Annotated in this window: 22 protein-coding genes; 13 read left to right on the top strand and 9 right to left on the bottom strand. The window is 68.6% G+C overall.

Annotation, left to right across the window (positions count from 1 at the left end):
• Positions 1–56: 56 nt before the first annotated feature.
• The 3 genes from VN779_RS06495 to VN779_RS06485 all read right to left on the bottom strand — a co-directional run bounded on the left by VN779_RS06495 (position 57) and on the right by VN779_RS06485 (position 2,203).
• Positions 57–1,112, bottom strand: a complete 1,056-nt coding sequence (locus VN779_RS06495; protein ID WP_325721152.1) for a pectinesterase family protein — start codon at positions 1,110–1,112, stop codon at positions 57–59.
• 192 nt (positions 1,113–1,304) lie between these two features.
• Complete coding sequence (locus tag VN779_RS06490; protein ID WP_325721150.1) at positions 1,305–1,730, bottom strand: VOC family protein; 426 nt, start codon at positions 1,728–1,730, stop codon at positions 1,305–1,307.
• A gap of 38 nt (positions 1,731–1,768) precedes the next feature.
• Positions 1,769–2,203, bottom strand: a complete 435-nt coding sequence (locus VN779_RS06485) for an AraC family transcriptional regulator (protein WP_325721149.1) — start codon at positions 2,201–2,203, stop codon at positions 1,769–1,771.
• Between the two features lie 217 nt (positions 2,204–2,420).
• Between VN779_RS06485 and VN779_RS06480 the strand changes: the two genes are divergently transcribed.
• Complete coding sequence (locus tag VN779_RS06480) at positions 2,421–3,275, top strand: NAD(P)-dependent oxidoreductase (protein ID WP_325721147.1); 855 nt, start codon at positions 2,421–2,423, stop codon at positions 3,273–3,275.
• Between the two features lie 93 nt (positions 3,276–3,368).
• Here VN779_RS06480 and VN779_RS06475 read toward each other — a convergent pair whose 3' ends face one another.
• A complete protein-coding gene (locus VN779_RS06475) occupies positions 3,369–4,037 on the bottom strand; it encodes an HSP18 transcriptional regulator (protein WP_325721146.1) in 669 nt (222 codons plus the stop codon).
• Between the two features lie 113 nt (positions 4,038–4,150).
• On the opposite strand from VN779_RS06475, the gene VN779_RS06470 reads away from it, so the two are divergent.
• From VN779_RS06470 to VN779_RS06460, 3 genes are all read left to right on the top strand, one after another.
• Positions 4,151–4,594, top strand: a complete 444-nt coding sequence (locus VN779_RS06470; protein WP_325721145.1) for an Hsp20/alpha crystallin family protein — start codon at positions 4,151–4,153, stop codon at positions 4,592–4,594.
• A 186-nt stretch (positions 4,595–4,780) separates the two neighbouring features.
• Positions 4,781–5,227 carry an STAS domain-containing protein gene (locus tag VN779_RS06465; RefSeq protein WP_325721143.1) on the top strand — a complete coding sequence of 149 codons (447 nt, stop codon included), beginning with the start codon at positions 4,781–4,783 and terminating at the stop codon, positions 5,225–5,227.
• Complete coding sequence (locus tag VN779_RS06460; RefSeq protein WP_325721141.1) at positions 5,224–5,559, top strand: YnfA family protein; 336 nt, start codon at positions 5,224–5,226, stop codon at positions 5,557–5,559. Before VN779_RS06465 ends, VN779_RS06460 begins: the two co-directional genes overlap by 4 nt.
• A gap of 108 nt (positions 5,560–5,667) precedes the next feature.
• Here VN779_RS06460 and VN779_RS06455 read toward each other — a convergent pair whose 3' ends face one another.
• Together VN779_RS06455 and VN779_RS06450 are read right to left on the bottom strand one after the other, a co-directional pair.
• Positions 5,668–7,902: a hypothetical protein gene (locus VN779_RS06455; protein ID WP_325721138.1), complete on the bottom strand. Its 2,235-nt coding sequence runs from the start codon at positions 7,900–7,902 to the stop codon at positions 5,668–5,670.
• Between the two features lie 369 nt (positions 7,903–8,271).
• On the bottom strand, positions 8,272–8,688 hold the full coding sequence (locus VN779_RS06450; protein ID WP_349260674.1) for an organic hydroperoxide resistance protein: 417 nt from the start codon (positions 8,686–8,688) through the stop codon (positions 8,272–8,274).
• 119 nt (positions 8,689–8,807) lie between these two features.
• Between VN779_RS06450 and VN779_RS06445 the strand changes: the two genes are divergently transcribed.
• From VN779_RS06445 to VN779_RS06435, 3 genes are all read left to right on the top strand, one after another.
• Positions 8,808–9,290, top strand: coding sequence for a MarR family transcriptional regulator (locus VN779_RS06445; RefSeq protein ID WP_325721136.1), 483 nt, complete (start codon positions 8,808–8,810; stop codon positions 9,288–9,290).
• Between the two features lie 152 nt (positions 9,291–9,442).
• Positions 9,443–10,168 carry an LPXTG cell wall anchor domain-containing protein gene (locus VN779_RS06440; protein WP_325721135.1) on the top strand — a complete coding sequence of 242 codons (726 nt, stop codon included), beginning with the start codon at positions 9,443–9,445 and terminating at the stop codon, positions 10,166–10,168.
• 114 nt (positions 10,169–10,282) lie between these two features.
• Positions 10,283–11,053 carry a class I SAM-dependent methyltransferase gene (locus VN779_RS06435; protein ID WP_325721134.1) on the top strand — a complete coding sequence of 257 codons (771 nt, stop codon included), beginning with the start codon at positions 10,283–10,285 and terminating at the stop codon, positions 11,051–11,053.
• A 74-nt stretch (positions 11,054–11,127) separates the two neighbouring features.
• Here VN779_RS06435 and VN779_RS06430 read toward each other — a convergent pair whose 3' ends face one another.
• From VN779_RS06430 to VN779_RS06420, 3 genes are all read right to left on the bottom strand, one after another.
• The gene (locus VN779_RS06430) at positions 11,128–12,186 is read right to left on the bottom strand and encodes an ABC transporter substrate-binding protein (protein ID WP_325721132.1); all 1,059 of its coding nucleotides are present in this window, start codon (positions 12,184–12,186) and stop codon (positions 11,128–11,130) included.
• A 146-nt stretch (positions 12,187–12,332) separates the two neighbouring features.
• Positions 12,333–13,145 (bottom strand): ABC transporter permease, encoded by an 813-nt coding sequence (locus VN779_RS06425; RefSeq protein WP_325721131.1) that lies wholly within the window; start codon positions 13,143–13,145, stop codon positions 12,333–12,335.
• Between the two features lie 43 nt (positions 13,146–13,188).
• On the bottom strand, positions 13,189–13,980 hold the full coding sequence (locus VN779_RS06420; protein WP_325721129.1) for an ABC transporter ATP-binding protein: 792 nt from the start codon (positions 13,978–13,980) through the stop codon (positions 13,189–13,191).
• 202 nt (positions 13,981–14,182) lie between these two features.
• On the opposite strand from VN779_RS06420, the gene VN779_RS06415 reads away from it, so the two are divergent.
• The 6 genes from VN779_RS06415 to VN779_RS06390 form a co-directional block, all read left to right on the top strand.
• Positions 14,183–15,334, top strand: a complete 1,152-nt coding sequence (locus VN779_RS06415; protein ID WP_325721128.1) for a transposase domain-containing protein — start codon at positions 14,183–14,185, stop codon at positions 15,332–15,334.
• 152 nt (positions 15,335–15,486) lie between these two features.
• A complete protein-coding gene (locus tag VN779_RS06410) occupies positions 15,487–18,669 on the top strand; it encodes a nitrate- and nitrite sensing domain-containing protein (protein ID WP_325721126.1) in 3,183 nt (1,060 codons plus the stop codon).
• A 10-nt stretch (positions 18,670–18,679) separates the two neighbouring features.
• Positions 18,680–19,102 (top strand): roadblock/LC7 domain-containing protein, encoded by a 423-nt coding sequence (locus VN779_RS06405; protein WP_349260673.1) that lies wholly within the window; start codon positions 18,680–18,682, stop codon positions 19,100–19,102.
• Positions 19,103–19,278: 176 nt separating this feature from the next.
• Positions 19,279–19,632 carry a DUF742 domain-containing protein gene (locus VN779_RS06400; protein ID WP_325721124.1) on the top strand — a complete coding sequence of 118 codons (354 nt, stop codon included), beginning with the start codon at positions 19,279–19,281 and terminating at the stop codon, positions 19,630–19,632.
• On the top strand, positions 19,613–20,245 hold the full coding sequence (locus VN779_RS06395; RefSeq protein ID WP_414639596.1) for a GTP-binding protein: 633 nt from the start codon (positions 19,613–19,615) through the stop codon (positions 20,243–20,245). Before VN779_RS06400 ends, VN779_RS06395 begins: the two co-directional genes overlap by 20 nt.
• A 135-nt stretch (positions 20,246–20,380) precedes the next feature.
• A partial coding sequence (locus tag VN779_RS06390; protein WP_325721122.1) for a glycoside hydrolase family 3 N-terminal domain-containing protein occupies positions 20,381–21,195 on the top strand: 815 nt, incomplete at its 3' end.

Below are 21,195 nucleotides of genomic sequence, written 5' to 3'. Positions count from 1 at the left end.
GTGCCCGGATGCCGCCACCACGACGCGAATCAGGCCGCTTTCACTCCGCGCGCTGGTCAGACGACCGGGTTCCAGCCGTCGCCACCTGCGAGGTACTTGGCTGCCGTGTAGTTGGTGGCCGCGCTGCTGCTCAGTTGCGGACGGCTCGAATTGACCTTCGCGCCCGGACCGGAATTGGCATATTCGTAGTACCGGCCGGCGGTCCAGGTGGCGCCGGAGATGCCGGTCCACGAGCCCGAACCGAGGATCGCGGCCGGCAGCACGGTGTTGCGGATCACCGCCTGGGGCACCGCGCCGCTGTACGGCACCCATGCCCGCCCGAGGTAGACGGTGTTCGCGGCGAGCGAGGAGGCGACCGTGCAGCCGGTGATCAGGATTCCGTACGCCTGGCTGGTGTACGTCGCGGGCGCGGTGAGCGCGCCGCTGCTGTAGATGCCGTCGTTCTCCACGTTGATGGTGCTGCGGTCGATCACGAGCGTGCCGTTGCCGAAGATGAAGTCCACGTCGCCGTCCACAGTCGAGCCGTAGACGTACTGCCGGATATCAGTGCTCGGCGTATTGCTCCAGGACAACAGCGTGTCCTGATGACCCCAGAACTTGTCGTACTTGTACACCTGCCGGTCGCCCTGCATGGCCAGCGCGACGGCCTGCGTGCCGCTGACGCCGGGGTGGTTGTTCTTGTTGAAGTTGTTGGCGAAAGTGATGTACTCGGCGGTGAAGTTGTTCGCCTTCACGGTCACCGTCGCCGAGCCGAGCGTCCCGTAGGCCGAGCCGGTCGCCGGGTTGGTCTCGCCCGCGTAATTCGAGGCCTGAATCACGACGTCGGCGGCGTGGCCGGTGGCGCCGAGCAGGGTCAGATGCAGCTTCGAGGCCGGGACGTTCACCGTCTCCGAGTAGGTTCCGGCGCCGATGGAGATGATGTAAGCGGTCGAAGAGTTGTTGGGCACGGCGTTCACCGCGGCCTGCACGCTGGAGTACTGCCCGCCGCTCTTGGCGACGGTGATCGTGACGGCGGCGTGCGCCGGCTGAGCGGCGGCCACCGAGACTAGCCCGCCGAGGGCGGTGGCCGCGGCGCCGGCCAGGCTGAAACGGGCGAGGGCTGATACACGCATGACGGCCATCCAAATCAGAACTGGAATGCGGCTGCTGCGTGCCGGACACCCTCATACCCGGCAGGCGGTGGACGGCCGGACCGGTCGCCCGCCGGTGAAGTTAAAGCAGCGGCGGACCGTCGTCAACGGTCCGCCGCCGAATCCCCCGCCGTTCCCGGTGTTTCGACACAGGGTCTTTCAGTACGACGCCCCTCACACGCCCGGCATGGTGACCTGGGTCAGCCGGATGTGGTTGCCGGACGGGTCGCGGAAAGCGCAGTCGATGCCGTAAGGCTGCTGCTCCGGCTTCTCGACGAACTCCACACCGCGCGCGCTGAGCCTCTCGTATTCGGCCTGGCAGTCCTCGGTGGTCAGGAAAACCGTTCCGGCAAAGCCCTTGCCCACCAGCGCACGCACGTCGTCCGCGGTCGCCTCGTCCATCACCGGCGGGCCGGGGATCGCCATGAGCACGATGCCGATGTCGGGCTGCCCGGCCGGGCCGACCGTCAGCCAGCGGAAGTTTCCCATCTCCGGCACGGTGACGTCCGAGCGGACCTCCATGCCGAGCTTGGTGGTGTAAAAGTCGAGCGCCTTGTCCTGGTCGGTGACCCACAGCTGGGTCGTCGCGATCTTGTACATTTCGAGCCTTCCTGCGCGCGTTGACGATGGCCCCAACGCTATTCCCGCGCGCCGTCGCCGTCTTCTCGAAACGTCTGATGTTGCGGCCGTCCGTAGAAGCGCACCACGCAGGCCGGCACCCGGGCGTAGGTCGCGGCCGGCGGGAACTTCGCCCGGTAGGCGGTGGGGGAGAGGCCGTACGTCCGGGTGAAGCTGGTGGTGAAGGAGCCGACGCTCTCCAGGCCGACGCTCATGCAGATCTCGGCGACGGACCGGTCGGTGAACCGCAGCATCGCGGCCGCGCGCTCGAGCCGCCGGGTCAGCAGGTAAACGTGCGGCGACTCGCCGAACGCGCGCTTGAACTCGCGGCTGAAGTGCGCGCGCCCAAGCCCGGCGGCCTGCGCCACCTCGGCCACGGTCAGCCGCTCGGCGTACCGCGAGTCCATGAGGTCCTTAGCCCGCAGCAGATGCCGGGCAAGGGGAACCTGAGTCATGCCGCCAGCGTAGGTCGCGGCGCCGACAGCCGTGGTCTAAGGCCGCCGCATCCTGCCGGGCCCGCCGCGCGCGATGGCGGCCCGGAGCCGTTCCGCCGTTTGGCCCTGCATCCGCCGCTGCCGCCGGGGTAGTGGGGCCTGGCGGCACTACCGAGATTCGGCGAACGGCGTACGTCGTTTTCTTGCCGGCGGCCGCGAAAACCCTGGAGGTCTTGTCATGACGAAGGTGACCGTGTTGGGGACCGGGTTGATGGGAGCCGGGATGGCGCGAAGCCTGGCCCGCGCGGGGGAGCAGGTGACGGTGTGGAACCGCAGTCCTGACAAGGCGCTCCCGCTCGCGGACGCCGGCGCGACGGTGGCCGAGGATCCGGCGGCCGCGGTCTCGGGCGCGGAGGTCGTGATGACGATGCTGTTCGACGCCGATGCGGTCGAGCAGGTCATGACACAGGCGTTGCCGGCGATGCGCGATGACGCCGTGTGGATCCAGAGCGCCACGGTCGGCCTGGACGGGACCGCGCGGCTGGCCCGGCTCGCCGACCGCAACGACATCGGATTCATCGACGCCCCGGTGCTCGGCACGAGGCAGCCGGCCGAGCAGGGCAAGCTGATCGTGCTCGCCGCCGGGCCGACCTCGCTGCGCCAGCGCGTCACGCCGGTGTTCGACGCGATCGGTGCGCGCACGGTGTGGGTCGGCGAGCACCCCGGCCACGGCCATCGGCTCAAGCTCGCCGCGAATTCCTGGGTGTTGTCGGTGACCGGCGCCACCGCCCAGGGCATCGCGCTGACCAGGCAGCTCGGCCTCGACCCCGCGCTGTTCCTGGAGGCCATCTCGGGCGGCCCGCTGGACTGCGACTACGCGCAATTGAAGGGCAACGCGATGATTGTCGGCGACTTCGCCCCGGCGTTCACGCTCGGCGGTGCAGTCAAGGACTCGGCGCTGATCGTGCAGGCGCTCCAGGCGGCCGGCTGCGACGACCGGCTGATGAAAGCCCTGAACGCGCAGTTCGAGGACGGTGCGCAGGCCGGGCTGGGCGGCGAGGACATGTCTGCTGTGGTCCGCGTGTTCAGCTGACAGCCCACTGTTGAACGCGTCGCCCGCCGCCACTCGCCAGACGCCCTCTCAGAGACCAGCCTGCTGATAATCCGCGCGGCGTGAGCGCTAACGTCAGCCCTCTGATTCGTCTGCGTGGCGGCGCCGATCCCGCGTTCCCCGCTGCACGGAATCGGTTCGCGCCGCGATGTCTCGCAACCGAGCGGCCAGCGTCGGGTGGCCGGGCTCCAGGTGGTCGTGCGTATCGGCGAGCGGGCCGAGCAGTTCGGCCGCGTCGTCGCCGCCGAGCGCCCGGCGCAGGTCGGCCAGCCGCCCATCCGCGGCCGTCGGCAGGTCGCCAAGCGCGCTGATCTGACCGGCTAACTGCCGCAGGTCGGCCGCGTGGTCGCGAGCCCAGTGCGCAACCGCACGCTGCTGCGCGCGGCGATCACGCTCGGCTTGGACACGCTGGTCCCCAGTACTCACCTGATCGTCCGGCGACGGACGCAACCGCAGGTAGCGACGTTCAGCAGCCTGCCTGCTGGCCACCCCGAGGGCCGGAGCGAGCTCGGTCCAACTCGCCCCGCGGCTACGGGCCGCATCGATCAGATCCGGCTCCCATGCCGCGATCTGCGCACGCAGCTCCCGCAGCGAGGCCAGCGCGGCGAGAAACTGCGCCGAACTGCCGCCCTCGGCCGTCGGCGGTGTCGGATCGCAGCCGCGCCGAGCGTGGTCCACGGCCATCGCGATGCGCTTGAGCGAGTCCGCCGGTTCCCCGCCGCTGTCCTGACCAGCACGTTTCATTCGTCACCTTCCCGACGACGCTCCAACTTGTCATCGCTACGACGACATGCTACAACGGAAATCGCAAGCGCGTCGACACCGTCGACCGTTGACCCGTCTTGGAGGTGTTCACCATGTTGATGCGCACCGATCCCTTCCGGGAGCTGGACCGGCTCACCTCGCAGTTGCTCGGCACGGCGGCCACCGGTACCTGGTCGCGCCCGAACGCGATGCCGATGGACGCGTACCGCGACGGCGACCAGTTCGTCGTCTGCTTCGACCTGCCCGGCGTCGCCCCGGACGCGATCGAACTCGACGTCGAGCGCAACGTGCTCACCGTGAAGGCCGAGCGCCGGCCGCTGGCCACCGGCGAGAAGGTGGAGATGCAGGTCTCCGAGCGGCCGCTCGGCGTCTTCTCCCGGCAGCTATTCCTCGGCGACACCCTCGACACCGATCACATCAACGCCGACTTCAACGCCGGCGTGCTGACTCTGCGTATCCCGATCGCGGAGAAGGCCAAGCCGCGCAAGATCGCGATCGCGTCGGCCGACACCGACCGAAGGGAGATCACCGCCTGATCCTGCGCTCTCGGCGAACGCGCGGAGTCAGACCAGCGGAGTCGAAACAGCAGAGCCAAACCATCCGAGCACCGCTCAACCGTCGCGCGGTGCGCACCGTCCCCTCCGGTGCGTACCGCGCGACGACCGGCGTTCGTGCTTCGCAGCCCGGTCCACAGCACAGCAGGCAGAGGTGACCTAGCAATCGTGATCGCATCCTTGCCCCTGACCTTCGATTTGGTCCACGAGCCCGGCGGCGCCGTAGTCCTATACGTAAGCGGCGAGGTGGACCTGGCCACCGCGTCCCAGCTACGGGAGCGGCTAATCACCGAATTCCGGCATCATCCCCGGCTGGTCGTGGACCTCTCCGCGGCGATGCTCTTCGACGGGCCCGCACTGCGCGCGCTGCACGCATTGCACCGCGAGGCGAACCGGCTCGGTCGCCAGCCGCCGACGTTGCGCGGAGTGCGCCCATTGCTCGCGAAGGCGCTTAAAGCGACTGGCATGAGCGAACTGTTTCGGGTCGAGCCGTGCCCGCCGCTGATGCGCCGCCCGGCATCGGCGACGAGACGGCCTTCCGTGCACCACGGCCAACGATGGCCGCGTGCCGCGGGAACGCGGACGGCGGGGGAGCGGCTACCGTCGTTCGCATGATCCCTGCCCGCTCGGTCGCCCTCTTCCTGCTCGCCGCCCTCTTCGAGATCGGTGGTTGCTGGCTGGTCTGGCAGGGCGTGCGTGAGCACCGCGGCCTCGGCTGGATCGGCGCGGGCGTCGTCGCGCTCGGTGTGTACGGTTTCGTCGCGACCCTTCAGCCGGACAGCCATTTCGGCCGGATCCTGGCCGCGTACGGGGGCGTGTTCGTCGCGGGTTCGCTCGTCTGGGGCGTGGTCGCGGATCGATTCCGGCCAGACCGGTTCGACGTCATCGGCGCGGTGGTCTGCCTGATCGGCGTAGGCGTGATCATGTATGCGCCGCGCGGCCGCTAACTCGCGCTCAGGTCGCGAAGACACTCGGGCCGCTCAAGCCGCAAACGCTGGACGTGCAACGGCTCCCGGCCGCCTCTGCTAAGAGCCGACCGGGAGCCGCGATTGCCGCTAGTGCAGGATGCGCAGTTGTGGTGTCGGGTTGGTGAGAATGCCCGGTCCGCCGAAGATCGGGCCGGTGGACGCGTGCAGCGCGCCGCCGGTGACCGGCAGCCCGCCCGCGGTGTACATCGCCTCATCGAACGCCTGGCCGTTCGTCGGCGCCTTGCCGACCGCGAACAGTGCGTACGCGTTGCCGTTCAGCACGCTGCAGGAAATGTAGTCGCCGACCATGCTGCCCTGGCTGGTGTTCGCGATCTGCGACAGGCTGAAGGGCCCTGCGATGGTCTGCGCCGCGCTCCAGGTCGAGCCGCCGTTGGCCGAGGAGATGTAGCCGACCTCGAGCTGGCAGGACGAGGCCGAGCAGTTGGCGTTCGGGTAGAAGTAGTAGTACAGGCCGAGCTTCGCGGTGGCGCCCGAGGTGGCCTTGTCCACGCCGAGGCCCGGGATGAAGTGGTCCACGCCGCTGCTGGTCGCGTCGATCGGGATCCGGGTCACCGCGGTCCAGCTGGTGCCGTTGGTCGAGGTCGAGTACACGATGTCGTTGGCCGGGCAGCCGGACCGGAACCGGCAGTCCTGCCAGGCCACGTATACCTTGCCGCTCGAATCGATCTCAGCGCTCGGCAGGCCCTCGCCATCGCGCAGGTTGCCGGCCACGCCGTGCGCGCTGACCGTGGCGACCTGAACGCTGGAGTTCCAGGACGAACCGCCGTTGGTAGAGGTGAAGGAGCGGATCGCGCTGCCATTGGCCGAGTAGGGCACCACCACGGTGCCGTTCGGCTGCACCAGCGGCTGCCCGCCGAGACCGGACGGGCCGTCAGCCGGGGAACGCAGCGCGGACCAGGTCTGTCCGCCATCGCTGGACACTGACATCGATTCGGCGTTGTTCGACGAGGTGATGTCGACCTCGATGTAGCAGTTGCCGTAGAAGGGGCTGGTCGACGTGTCGTCGCAGACCACCCACTGCTTGTCATAGCCCTGACCGTCGAAGCCGACCGCGTGCGTCGCGCTTCCCCAGTTGACCCCGTCGGCTGACCGGTTGACGGTGACACCTGCCGCGTTCCCGGAGGAGTCGATCGGCAGGCCGACGATCAGCCACTGGCCGTGCTTGGCGTCATAGGCCACAGCCGCGTCGGAGACCTGCGCGTTGCTGCCGCCCTGGTTGACTGTGATGCCGGACAGGAAGCCGTGCTGCCAGGTGCTGCCGCCGTCCGTCGAAGTCGTCCAGCCAAGGTTGGAGGCGCCTCCGCCGAAGACCCGGCCGACCTGGTACGCGGAGACGATCGTGTTGCCGTTGGCGAAGGTGTCCGGCTCGACCTCGGTCGCGTGCTGCGCGTCAGTGTCGGTGTACGGGTCCGTACTCACCCTTGTCAGGGTTATGCCGCCGGACGAACCGACGTTCAGCGTGAAGCTCGCCGTGTGCGTGGCCGAGGTCCCGGTACCGGTGATCGTGATCGCCGAACTGCCGGACGGCGTGCTCGACGAGGTGGTCACGGTCAGCGTCGAGGAGGAGCCGGCCGTCACCGAGGCCGGGTTGAAGGACGCTGACGCCCCGGACGGCAGACCGGAGGCGCTGAGCGACACGGTCTGCGCACTGCCCGAGGTGACCGCGGTCGAGATCGTCGAGGTCGCCGACCCGCCCGGGCTGACCGAGGCGGAGGCCGGGTTGGCCGAGATCGAGAAGTCGTTGGTCGTCGAGGCCGGGGTCAGCACCACGTCGTCGTACTTGGTGTACGTCGCGTCGCCGGGGTAGTTGTCGTCCTTGCTGGTCAGCGTGAGCGTGTAGTTGTGCCCGGCGGTGACCGTCTTCGAGATCTGCTTCCAGCCCGAGTTGGCCACGCAGGTCTTGGCCAGCACCGTGCTCGTCGTGCCGGCGGTGGTGTCGGCCAGCGTCGCGGTCGCCCAGTCGTAGGTCACCGTGTCAGGGCAGACCACGTCGTACCAGAACGACAATGTGGCGCCGCCGCTCGGCGCGGTGAAGGACTGCGCGATGGACGAACTGCCGTTGGTCGGCGAGGTGGAGCCGAGCATCGCCGCGTACGTGCCCGAGTGCGGGCCGGAGGTGGTCACGCTGGTGGCCGGCCCGGAGGTGGTCCAGCCGGACAGGTTGCCGGTTTCGAAGCCGCCGTTGGTGATCGTGGTCGCCGCGGCGACCGGAGCGATGGCGGCGGTCAGTGGGATGAGCGCGAGGGCCGCGACCGTTGCGAGACGACGCCGTACGCGCGAGGTGGATGATGTGGGTATCAAGGTAGATCCCTTCTACAGCGCAGCTGTTTGCCCGAGAGGATCTGAGGGCACCCCGGATCCGCTTATGGCGGCACGCCGGGGTTGGTGCGGCGACACCCCGCCTGACAGCAGCGATTGGCGGGGCGGCACCGATTGCGCAGTTTGGCAAGACGGTGCGGTGACGGCAAGTGCCCTGACGGTCACGAATGGCAATGAGACGGCAAAGCGGCCAGTTCGGGCCCTGCGACCGGATCGCAAATCCGTTCCAGACAACAACAACGCTTCGGCGGCACCGCGATGATCGCCGGTGCCGCCGGAAGCGTAGGTGTGTATTCGGGTTTTGCGTGTCGGTGCTGCGCTCGTGGGTTGAGCGAGCCCGCTGTCGGAGGGTTACTCGACGACGAGCTCGACCGGGATGTTGCCGCGGGTCGCCTTCGAGTACGGGCACACGGCGTGCGCCTGCTCGACCAGGCTGCGGCCGACCTCGTTGTCCAGCGCCTCGGGCAGTTCGGCGCGCAGCACCACGGAGAGCGCGAAACCGGTGTCGTCCTTGTCGAGGCTCACCTCGGCGGTCACCGAGATCTCGCCGGTGTCCACCTTCGCCTGCCGGCCGACCAGGCCGAGCGCGCTGGCGAAACAGGCCGCGTATCCGGCGGCGAACAGCTGCTCGGGGTTGGTGCCCTTTCCATCGCCGCCGAGGGCGGGCGGGAAGGCGAGAGCCAGGTTGAGCTGGCCGTCGGAGCTGACCGCCTTGCCCTCGCGGCCGTTCGCGGTGGCGACTGCGGTGTAGAGGCTCATGGTGTCCATCCTTCGAGGTTCGGGGCGGCCGGAGCGCCGCCCACAGCCAGAAGCATTGCACACAATCTAGTTGTCTGCAACTTAGATGTGGGAAACTCAACTGTGCGCCACTGAGGTACACTGGAGCCATGGAAACCACCGACCGCACCGCCGAGCAGGCGATGCGCCTCGACGCGCAGCTCTGCTTCGCGCTGCACGCGGCCTCGCGGGCGTTCGACGGCGTGTACCGCGTTCTACTGCGCGAGTTCGGTCTGACGTATCCCCAGTACCTTGTGCTGCTCGTGCTCTGGGAGCACGGCGAGCTGAGTGTGAAGAACCTCGGCGCAAAGCTGCGGCTGGACTCCGGCACGCTCTCCCCGCTGCTCAAGCGACTGGAGGCGGCCGGCTGGGTCGAGCGGCGCCGCGCCGTGGACGACGAGCGGTCGGTCCTGGTGCGGCTCACCGAGGCGGGCAGCGCGCTGAGGGAACGGATCTTCCAGGTCAGGACCGGCATCGGCGTCGCCATCGGGATGGACCAGACGGAAGCGGAAGCGCTGCGGGCGCAGCTGGTCGAGCTGACCAAGTCGCTCGACGAGACGGCCGCGGAAATGTCGGCCGCCGCTGCGCAGTGACGCCGAAGGCGCCGGATAGCAGGCAGGATTGCGCCGAATGCGTGAAACCTGACGTGTCGTCACGGTAGCTCCCGTGATGCGCCATGCGTAATGCATACGGTCTGACGACAACTGGCTAATTCAGCCTTGTCTACTCGGGCCTAGGGAGCATCGTGCGACGTTCACCCAGCCTTCGCTGTCGTCTGCTTCTCCTCTTCACCGCACTTGCCGGACTACTCGGTCTGGTCGCTGCCACACCAGCCGCCGCGTTCGTGATGGCTCCGGGGGACAACGGCGACGTCAAGATCCACGCGTCCACGACACCGGTGGACGACACGCGTAACGACCCGAAGGTCTGCGTCTTCTACCTGGACGCTTTCAACTTCGACGGACTTCAGCAGGTCTCCTGGAAGATCAACCAGCAGCCGCCGACCGGCACCGCCCAAGTGCTCAGCGGCGCCATCACGCTGGACCAGAACGGCAACGGTCACACCGGCAACATGACGCTGCCCGACGGCCACTACAAGATGACCTGGACCTTCGTCGGCGAGCACGGCAGGGCGAAGTTCAAGGTGTTCATGGTCGACTGCACCGGGACGCCTTCGCCCTCTTCCTCGGCCTCCGCGAGCGCCTCAGCTTCAGCTTCCGAGTCGGCCTCGGCTTCCGAGTCGGCTTCGGCTTCCGCCTCGCCGTCCGCGAGCTGTGCCTGCTCCGCCTCGCCCAGCGCTTCGGTGTCCGGCTCCGCCATGCCCCCGGCCAGCTCCTCGGCGAAGCCCGGTACGGGCAAGCTCGCCGCGACCGGCGGCGAGGCCATGGGCTGGCTCGCTCTCGGCGGCGCGGCGCTTGCCGCGGGCGGCGCTCTGGTGCGCCGGGCCCGCCGCCCGATGCGTCATCGGTAACAGATAGACCATCCGCCGCGGGCCGGGTGCGATTCGAGTTTCGAATCGCACCCGGCCCGCTCGCTTATAAAAGCGCTGCTACAAAAAAATTGCGCACCGCACTAGGCTGTCGGCATGATTCAAGATTCCGGACTCTCCACCTCGTTCGGTGCGCAGGCCCGCAATTACGATCGATACCGGGTCGGGCCGCCCGTGGAAATCGTTGACCATATCCTGCCCGCCGGCTGCTCCGCCGTTCTCGACCTCGGGGCCGGAACCGGCGCCATGACCCGGCATCTGATGACGCGGGCGCCGAAGGTTTACGCCGTCGATCCCGACCCTCGAATGCGTGAGGTGCTGGCCGAGAACTGCCCCGGCGTCGTCGCGCTCGAAGGCGTCGCGGAACGCATCCCGCTGCCGGACGCCTGCGTAGACGCCGTGGTCATGTCCTCCGCCTGGCACTGGGTAGATCCAGACCTGGCCATTCCGGAGGTGGCCAGGGTGTTGCGGGACGGCGGAACTCTCGCGCTGGTCTGGAATCGCGGCGACCGCAGCGTGCCGTGGGTATCGGACGTCGAGGAATTCCGGCGGCGGGCGACCGGAACGGCCGATATCGTCTATACCCAGGTTTCGCATTACCTCGAAGACGCCTGGTTGCCGCAGGGCGCGCCGTTCGTCGATATCGAGATTTCCGCGCTGCCGTGGTCCACCTTGGTCAGCCGGGACGAACTGAGCGCGATGCTGACCACATACACCGGGTATCTTCAGGCGCCGCCGGAGCGCAAGCCCGAGATTCTTCGGGAATACTCCGAATACGTGAACAACGACCCGCGGCTCGGTAGCAGCGACCTGGTCGAGTGGCCGATGCGATGCCACTACTGGAAGGCGCTGCGCACCGACCGGTGACGAGGTGAGTTCGCGAAGTCCGCCGCCGGGCGCCACGTTCTCGCACCCGGCGGCGGACTATCGCGTCAATTCGGTCAGGACGCGGGGACCTTCTGCACATACTGGTCCGTGTATGTCTTGCTCAGGTCGACCTGGTGGCCCTTGACGGCCGGGTCGAATTCCGAGAGCACCCGGAACACGCTCTGCGGACCGTCCGTCGGCATCAGACCGGTCGGGTTGTACATGCCGATCTCGTTCGCGAGCGCCTGCACGTACGCGGTCTTGCCGGTGCTGGAGTAGTAGTTCGCCGGCATCGAGTCAGCGATCTGCTGAGCGGAGTGCTGCTGGATCCACCGCAGCGACTCGACCAGCGCGTTCACCAGCTTCTGCACCGTCGCCGAGTTCGAGTTCTCCCAGGCCGCGGTCACACTCAGCGCGGTGCCTGGGTACGGTCCGCCGAGCGCCGCCTGGGTTCCGGCCGTCGAGCGCATGTCCACCAGGATTTTCGCCAGGTGTTTTGAGAGCAGCGAGGAGATCGTCGGCTCGGTGGTGACGCCCGCGTCGATCTGCTTGTGCTGCATCGCCGCGACGAAGGTGGCGCCCGCGGCGACGGCGACCGGGTGAATGCTGCTCACCCCCGCGCCGCTGTGCGCCGCGAGGTAGTCGGCGAGGAATTCGGTGGAGCCGCCGAGCCCGGTGATGCCGACGTTCTTGCCGGCCAGGTCGGCCGGCGAGTTGATCGCGGCGGCCTCGTCGTCGCGCACGACTTCGACCATGCCCGGCGCTTGGAGCAGCTGCACCACTTCGTGCACCTGGGTGCCCTTGGCTACCAGGTCTTGATCGTGGTCGTAGAACCCGACGACGCCCTGCACCTGCTTGGACAGCAGCAGCGAAAATGTCTGCGCGCCGCTGGTCACGCTGACGATCTGCACATTGAGACCCTGCTTGCGGAAGAAGCCGAGCTGCTGCGCCAGGATCAGCGGAATGTAGCTCTGGTTGGTCGAGTTCGACACCGCGATCTTGACGGTGATCGGGGCCGCGGAGGAGCCGGACCCGGCCGAGGCGGCGGAGCCGGATTTGGAACTGGAGCAGGACGCGATGCCAGCGGCCGCGGTCAACGCGGCTACTGCGAGGACGAGCTTGCGATGGAACATGCTTACTGTGCTCTCCTTGGTCGGGGAAGGGACGCGTGGACAGCTGGGTTTGTATAGCTGAGTTCTGATAGCTGTGTTCTTACAAGCGTGGTCATCTTCAAGTGGCCCCGTGGCCGCCGTACCGGCCGGCGCGCCGCGGGCGCCGGTCAGGTCTCCGCTTCCAGCGCGTGCCTAGGTGGGCGCCAGCGCAACAGCCGGCGCTCCGCGAGGGTGATCAGCCCCTCCGCGCCGAGCGCGACGATCGTGGTGACGAGCAGCCCCGCGTACACGCCGTTCGGGTTGAAATTTCCCTGGGCCTGCGAGATCAGCGTGCCGAGACCCTGCTGCGCGCCCAGCATCTCGCCGACCACCGAACCGGTGATGGCCAGGCCGAAGGCGACCCGAAGGCTGGCGATGATCCAGCTGAACGCCGAGGGCACCACCACCTGAAGGATCACGTCCAGCCTGCTCGCGCCGAGCAGCTTGGCGTTGGCGATCAGGCCGCCGTCGACCTCGCGCGCGCCCTGGAAGGCGTTGAAGAACACGTTGAAGAAGATCAGCAGCACGGCCAGCGCGATCTTCGACTGCATGCCGAGGCCGAACCAGATGATGAAGATCGAGCCGAGCACGATCCGCGGGATCGAGTTGAACGCCCCGATGTAGACCGCCAGGATCTCGGAGAGCAGTTTGACCCGCCCGAGCACGATTCCGCAGACCACACCGAGCACCACGCCGATGACGAAGCCGAGCAGCGCTTCTTGCAGGGTGACCCAGATCTGCTGCCACAGCGGTCCCTCGGTGGTGCCGCCGTGGATCCAGTCCATCAGCTGCCGCCAGGTGCCGGCCGGATCGCCGTAGAAGAACACGTCGATGGTGTGCGTCGAGGCCAGCGCCTGCCAGATTCCGAGCGCACCGACCAGCAGCGTCACCTGGATACCGATGATCATCGCCCGGCGGCGCACCCGTGGCCGAGCGGTCACGCGCTTGCTTTCACGTTCAGCGGCGGCGTCCTGGCGGGAGCGTTCACGGGGAGGTCGTAGCGCGGGCATAGGCAAGGGAGACCTCTTCGCTCAGACAGGACCAGATCTGTTCGTGCAGCTCGACGAACCGCGGCTGGAACCGCACCTCGCGCACCCGGCGCGGCCGCGGCAGATCGACCGTGAACTCCTTCTTCACCGTGGCCGGGCCGGCGGTGAGCACGACCACCGTGTCGGCGAGCGCGATCGCTTCCTCGAGGTCGTGGGTGACCATGAGCACTGACGCGCCCAGTTGCTCCCACAGCCCGAGTAGCTCCTCCGACATGATCTGCCGGGTCTGCGCGTCCAACCCGGAGAACGGCTCGTCCATGAGCAGGATCTGTGGATTGTTGATCAGCGTCTGGGCCAGCGCCACGCGCTTACGCATGCCGCCGGAGAGCTGGTAGGGAAAGTAAGTTTCAAATCCACTCAGCCCGACCCGGCGTAACCAGTCGCGCGCCAGTTCGGCCGCCTCCCGCTTGGGAACGCCGCGGAAACGAGGACCGGCCATGACGTTCGAGAGCACCGTCTTCCATGGGAAGACGGCGTCGTTCTGGAACATGAAACCGGTGCGCGGATCGCTCCCGAGCACCGGCTGGCCGTCGATCAGGATGCTGCCTTCACTCGGCCGCGCCAGCCCGGCGATCATCGAGAGGATCGTCGACTTACCGCAGCCGGTCGGGCCGATCAGCACACAGAAACGCCCCGGTGCGACGGTCAGATCCACCGCCTCCAACGCGGTGTGCGCGCGGCCGTCCGGACCGCGGAACCGCTTGGACACGCCGTTCAGCGCGAGCAAGGGAGGCGGCTTTCGAAGTCTGTCAGGGCCCGCAGCTTCGAACCCTGTGGAGCTTCCCAATCGACACTCCTTGAACTACCCCCTCGATTGGGCCATGAGGATGCCATCGATTAGCCAAAGGCAACAAGCGATCCGGCCAAGGGACTGTCAACTTAGGGTCCTGCCGGTGTGACCGTCGGTTGTGCTGCCCTAGGGTGCTCGCATGCCACGGGCCGGCCACACGAACACCGCGCTCAGCGCCGGGTTGCCGCAGCGGGTCGTGCTGGGTCTGCTGATCCGCGCGTTCCCGCCGAGCCATGTCGATCAGATCGTCGACGTGCTCGGACGCCGCGAGCAACGCCATCGGCTGTTGCCGGCCCGATTAATGGTCTATTTCACCCTGGCGCTGTGGATATTCGGCGAGCTGCCCTACGAGGAAGTGCTCGGCGAGATCGTCCGCGGTATTCCAGGCCTGACACACCCGCCGGGCGCGCAGACCGCGAGCGCGGCGGCGATCGGGCGGGCCAGGCGAAGGCTCGGCGTGGAGCCGCTGCGGCTGCTGTTCGAGCGCGCGGCGGCCCCGGCCGCCACGGTCACCGGGCCGGATCCGCTGCTGCCCGGCGGCTGGCGGCCGCTGCGGCTGTGCCGGATATCGGCCGACGTGCCAGACACCCTGGCCAACCGGGGCGAGTTCGCGGTGCGCACCGCGGATCCGAACTCGACCGTGGCGCCGCGGGTGTATCTGTCCTTACTCACTGACGACCTGAGCCACCGAGTGGTGGCGGCGGCCGTCGGCGGGGGAGCGGACGGCAGCCGGGACCGGCGCATCGCCGCGTCGGTATCACCAGGCTCACTGGTGGTTCTCGACGAGGAGCGGCCGCTTTCGCCGGCGCTGTGGACGGCGATCGGCGACCGCGGCGGCGAACTGCTGTGGCCGGTGGCCGACGGGCCGGCGTTTCCGGTCCATCACCGGCTGCCGGACGGATCAGGGCTCTCCAGGCTGCCCGGCGCGGCCGGCACGGCCCGGATCGTACGGGTGATCGAACGCGGCTCCGGCACGGGGCGGCTCGTCACCTCGATCCTTGACCATCGCAAGGCTCCGGCCGAGCGGCTGATCGCCGTCTTCGACCGGCACCGCGCGCGTGGTAACGGATTTCGCGGCATCACCGCCTATCAAGGAGGCGACCGGATCGTGCTTCGCTCTAAGAGTCCTGACCTGGTGCGCCAGGAGCTCTACGCGATGCTGTGCGTGCATCACGCGATAGGCGAGCTGGTGGACTACACGCTGCTGGAGGGCCGGCAACCGCCGGTACGCTCCCGGCCGGTCCATATGCATGCGAAGCGGTCCTATTCGGGCGCGCTGCGCCCTCGTTAAGTCAGTTGTGTGAAGTCTTGGCCCCCACAGTGCGGCTGTGCTCAAATTGCGGCTGTCCCGAGCCCGGGGTGTTTCCTTCACCACGCAATCCGCACATCGGTAGCAGAGGACGGAGATCGTGCCCGCTCGATACGAGGAGCGTGTGAGGCTCGATGGATAAGAACACGGATGATGCCTTACCGCGGACCCGCCGAGGGCTGCGCGACCTGCGTCTGCGCAATCGGCTCGTGCTGTTGGTGCTGCTGCCGCTGATCGCCGCGGTGGCGCTCGGCGCGGCCCGGGTGGTGACCGAGAACGACGCCATCACCGCCGAGGGCAACCTCGCCGGCCAGGTCCAGGTAGCGCTGACCGTCTCAAAGCTCGTGCACGGGGTGCAGGACGAACGGGATCTGATCGCCCGGTATCTGACCAACGGTCAGCGCACCGAGGACATGACCAGCCTCGCGGCCGCGGAGAGCAACACCACCGCGCAGGTACAGGCGTTCGAGGCGGCGCGAAAGCAGTACGCCGGCAGCATCAGCGCTCTGGCCCCCTCCGCGCAGGCCCTGGCGGTCCAGGCGGACGCCCGGCTCGGTGACCTGACCGTGCTGCGTTCCTCCGTGGTCAGCCTCGGCGACTCGCGGCCGGTCTTCCAGGCGTACACCACCATCATCGGCAGCCTGCTCAACTTCAGCGACCAGCTGGCCACCAGCACCACGGACCACGACCTCGGCAACCTGGTCAACTCGCTGTCCCTGGTCGAGCAGTCGGGGGAGCAGACCTCGCAGGAGCGCGGCTACCTGGTCTCGATCCTCGGTGGCGGCGGGCAGGCCCGGGTGCAGCAGGAGGCGCTGATCCAGGCGCAGGCCAAGTACACCAGCGCGACCACCTCGCTCACCGCGCAGGCCGCGCCGGCCACCGCCAACCTGTTCCAGTCCACGGTCGGCGGCCAGAGCACCGGCACCGCGGACAGCCTTGTGCAGCAGGTGATCGACGCCGCTCTGGACAACCGGCCGGCCAGCACGATCGGCGCGGACCCGGTGGGCGCGTTCAACGCCGCCACCGCGAAGGTCACCCAGGTGCGCCAGGTGGAGAACCAGGTCGCCGCGCAGGCGCTGGATCGAACCTCGTTCCTCCAGTCGGCCGCGCGCACCCGGTTGTACGTCAACGCCGGAATCGTCATCCTGACCCTGCTGTTAGCGTTCGCAGCCACCGCGACCATCGCGCGTTCGATCGTCGAACCGCTCAGGGTACTGCGAACCTCCGCCTACCAGATCGCCACCGACGGCCTGCCCTCGGTCATTCGCAGGTTGCGTGACGCCACCGACGTGGACGCTGCCGCGGGCACCAGAGTGGAACCGATCGCGGTGCGCTCCAGGGACGAGATCGGCGCGGTCGCCCGCGCGTTCGACGAGGTGCACGACGCGGCGGTGCGGCTGGCCACCGAGCAGGCGCTGCTGCGCGGCAACGTCAACTCGATGTTCAAGAACCTCTCCCGGCGCAGCCAGGGTCTGGTGGAGCGGCAGCTGCTGCTGATCGACGGCCTGGAGAACAGCGAGAAGGACCCGGGACAGCTCGCGCAGCTGTTCAAGCTGGACCACCTGGCCACCCGCATGCGCCGCAACAACGAGAACCTGCTGGTGCTCGCGGGCGAGGAGACCGCGCGGCGGTGGACCGAGGCGGTGCAGCTGGTGGACGTGGCGCGCGCCGCGGCCGCCGAGGTGGAGCAGTACGAGCGGATCATGTTCGGCGAGATCCCGCGCACCCGGATCGTCGGCAAGGCCGCGCCCGACGTCGCGCACCTGGTCGCCGAGCTGCTGGAGAACGCGACCACGTATTCGTCCCCGCAGACGAAGGTGTGGGTCGCGGCGCGCGGCGCGGATGACGGCGGCGTGATCCTGCACATCGAGGACGTCGGCATCGGGATGACCGCGGCCGATCTGCGGCGCTCGAATGAGCGGCTGGCCAACCCGCCGCTAGTCGATGTCGGGGTTTCCCGGCAGATGGGTCTGTTCGTCGTCGGCCGGCTGGCCGCGCGTTACGGCATCAGCGTGACGCTCTCCGAATCCCCGGCCGGCGGCGTCACCGCCTCGATCCACCTGCCGGTCACGCTGGTAGACCTCGGCGCGATGGCGGCCCGGCGGCCCGGCGATTCCGGCGCGCAGCCGCGGGTCACCGTGCCCGGTATGGCTCGCGACGGATTCACCAGTGGCGGCCTGCTCGACCAGGGTCGCGGCGCGGCGCCGGACGACTGGCAGGCGGGCGACTTCGGCAGGACCAAGCGTCTGGGCGAACCGCCGATGCCTCCGCCGCCGGACGCGAGCGCGGGCGCCGGGTTCCGCGAACCGCCGATGAACGGCGCCGGCCGCTCGGGCGCCAACCCGGTTCTTCCCGGCCAGTTCGCGACCCCGCTCTTCCCCGGACCGGCTGCGCCGGACGGGTATGGCGCGGACCCGCGGCAGCCGGACTCCCTGCGGTCAAACGCCGCGGTGTACGTAGATGGCGTGCCTTCCTCGCCGATAACCGATCCAACCTGGTTCGAGCCGAAGCAGGCCGCACCCGATGGCGGCGAGCCGCAGCCGGCGCAGCGGCAAGAGGGTGGCAGGACCCAGATTCCGCCGCCTCGGCAGGACCCGCTGCCAACGCGCGGCCCTCGACCAGCGCAGGGTTCTTCTTCAGCGCAGGGTTCTCATCCAGTGCAGAACCCGCAACCAACCCAGGGCCTTCGGCAGACGCAGGGTCTTCAGCAAACACAGGGTCCTCAGCAAACACAGGGCTCTGAAGTGCGGCAGGCCGCGCGCGGTGACGCGGCGATGACCGACACCAACGAGCGGCTGCCCATCTTCGAAGCCGTGGAGTCCGAGTGGTTCCGCCGCCGCGGCACCCGTCCGCCGCACTCCGGCTGGAGCCCGCGCTCTGTTCAGCCCTGGGACGCCACGAGGGCCGCCAGCGGCGCCGCGCAGGCCGCGTCCAACGTGCAGCAGGTGCAAGCCGGACCGGGCATGTCCGGTCCGGGATCGCAGAGCCCGAATGCCGGTCGTTTCCGGCCGCCTGCCGCGCCCGCGCCGAGGATGACCGAATCCGAGCCGGCTGCGCGGACCTGGTCCTCGCCGGGCGATGACGCCTGGAAGGCCGCCGCCGCGCTGGCCAACCCGGTCCGGGACGGGACTACCACCAGCGGGCTGCCGCGCCGGGTGCCGAAGGCGAATCTGGTGCCCGGGAAGGCCGGGGCCAACGGCGCGGCCAAGGTCACTCCGCCGCCGGGGCTCTCGTCCACGGCCGAGGCCGTGCGCCGGCGCCTGTCGACCTTCCGCCGCAACTCCCAGCAGTTGTCCGGCGAGACCGAACAGAGTTGAGGAACGGGACATGAGGGGTATGAGCCAGGAGGCGGAAAGCCTCAACTGGTTGATTTCGAACTTCGTGGAGAAGGTCCCGGGAGTGGCCCACACCATCGTGGTCTCCTCCGACGGGCTGCTCATCGCCTCCTCGGACGGCCTGACCCGCGACCGGGCCGACCAACTCGCCGCGGTGGCCAGCGGGCTGGCCAGCCTCACCCAGGGCTCGGCGCGGATCTTCGAGGGCGGCGCGGTCACCCAGACGGTGGTGGAGATGGCGCGCGGCTTCCTGTACGTGATGGCGATCAGCGACGGCTCGGTCATGGCGACCCTCGCCGCCACCGAGAGCGACATGGGCCTGATCGGCTACGAGATGACCAACCTGGTGGAGCGCACCGGGGAGGTGTTGACCCCGGCGCTGCGAGAGGAGTTGCAGAACGCCCTGCCGCAGTGATCGTGTGCTAAAGAACTCTGATATTAAGGGAGCGCGGTAAGTCAGGAAACATATTCGCCGGCGGCCGGACGGAGCGCCGCGGGCGGTGGACCGGAAGGCGGATTCGGATGCTGACACGGGGGTCGGGCCACAGCTCGGCCGGACTTGCCGGCCCGGCAGGCTGAGGGAGGTGCAACGTGGGTTCCGAAGGCGAGGCGTCTCCCTTCGTACGCCCCTATGCCGTCACCGGCGGGCGCACGCAGTCCCATTCGCAGCTTGCGATGGAAGCACTGGTGACGGTGACCGCTCGGGGCTGGAACGTCATGCACACCTTGGTGCCCGAATACGAGAAGGTCTGCCGTCTGTGCTCCGAGTTCAAGTCCGTGGCCGAGATCGCGGCGCTGCTCAAGATGCCGCTCGGCGTCACCGGGGTGATCGTGGGCGACCTGGCCGAGAGCGGACTGGTCTCGGTGCAGCAGCCCGACGACCCGGACAGCCAGCCTGACCTCGCGCTACTGGAAAGGGTGCTCATTGGGCTTCGCAACCTCTGACCAGGGCGGCCGGCGGGCCGGCCCTGGCCGCGACAGCGGGATCACGCCGGTGAAGATCGTGATCGCCGGTGGCTTCGGCGCCGGCAAGACCACCTTCGTCGGCGCGGTCTCCGAGATCGTGCCGCTGACCACCGAGGCGGTCATGACCGCGGTGGCCGAGCGGGTCGACGACGTGCGCGGCGTGCCCGGCAAGCAGACCACCACCGTGGCGATGGACTTCGGCCGGGTGACCCTGGACTCGGACCTGGTGCTGTATCTGTTCGGCACACCAGGGCAAACCCGGTTCTGGTTCATGTGGGACGACCTGTGCCGCGGCGCGATCGGCGCGGTCGTGCTGGTGGACACCCGGCGGCTGGCGGACAGCTTCTCGGCGGTGGACTACTTCGAGGACTTCGGGCTGCCGTACGTCATCGGAGTGAACTGCTTCGACGGGAAGCTGGTGCACGAGGTCTCGGACATCCGCGAGGCGCTGTCCGTGCCGCAGGACGTCCCGGTCGTCACGCTCGATGCCCGCGACCGCGAGTCGGTCAAGGCCGCGCTGATCCGGTTGGTGCAGCAGAGCGTGAGCTTCCGTACCAAGGTCGGCGCGCCGGTCGGAACCGGGATCAGCTGACCGGGAAGGGAATCATCGAGCCGGCGCGGAAAGCCGGGCGGCGGGCGCGGCCGGACTCGTCGACCGGAAGTATGACCGAAATGCCCTTCCGGTCAGTTTTCGCGACATATGGCGGCCGATTAGTACACTGACGCCATGGCTGAACCGACCGTACCGAGCCCGGAACCGAACGACGCACGGCCGAGCCGGCGCGCGATGCTGGCCGGCACGGCGGGTCTCGGGCTGGCCGGCGCGTTCGGCTGGTGGCAGGCAGCGCCGCGCAACGCCACCGGTCAGCGGCCGATTCCGCAGCCCGGCAGCACCGCGATGGTGAGCTTCCCGCCGAACCTGACCAACCAGCAGCTGGCCGGTCAGCGGGTCATCTACTCATACCCCGGCGCGACCCCGCCGTCGAGCCTGCTCAGCGATATCAGTGCGGGGCTGGTCGGCGGCGTGATCTTCTTTGGCGAGAACATCACCAGCACCAGCCAGATCGCCGGGGTGATCTCCCAGCTGCGGCAGGCCGCCGCGCACAGTCCGGTCAAGCTGCCGCTGCTGCTGATGACCGATCAGGAGGGCGGCCTGGTGCGCCGCCTGCCGGGCCAGCCGACGCTGTCCGCGAAGCAGATGGGGCAGGCCGCCGATCCGGTTGCCGCGGCGAGCGCGGGCGGGACCGGCGCCGGGCAGAACCTGCGCGCAGTCGGCATGAACGTCAACCTGGCCCCGGTGCTCGACGTCTTCTACACCGCGGGCAACTTCATCGACCAGTTTCAACGTTCGTTCAGCAACAACCCCGCCACCGTCGCCTCGCTCGGTTCGGCTTTCATCAGCGCGCAGCAGGCGACCGCAGTGGCGGCTACCGCGAAGCACTTCCCCGGCCTCGGCTCCGCGGCGACTTCACAGAACACTGACACCGGACCGGTGACGCTGAACATCTCGCAGAACCAGCTGCACACGATCGACGAGGTGCC

This window comes from Actinocrinis sp. (genome assembly GCF_035605935.1).
Lineage (GTDB): Bacteria > Actinomycetota > Actinomycetes > Streptomycetales > Catenulisporaceae > Actinocrinis.
Note: the sequence above shows the minus strand (reverse complement) of the source record. Positions and strands in the feature narration are given on the sequence as shown.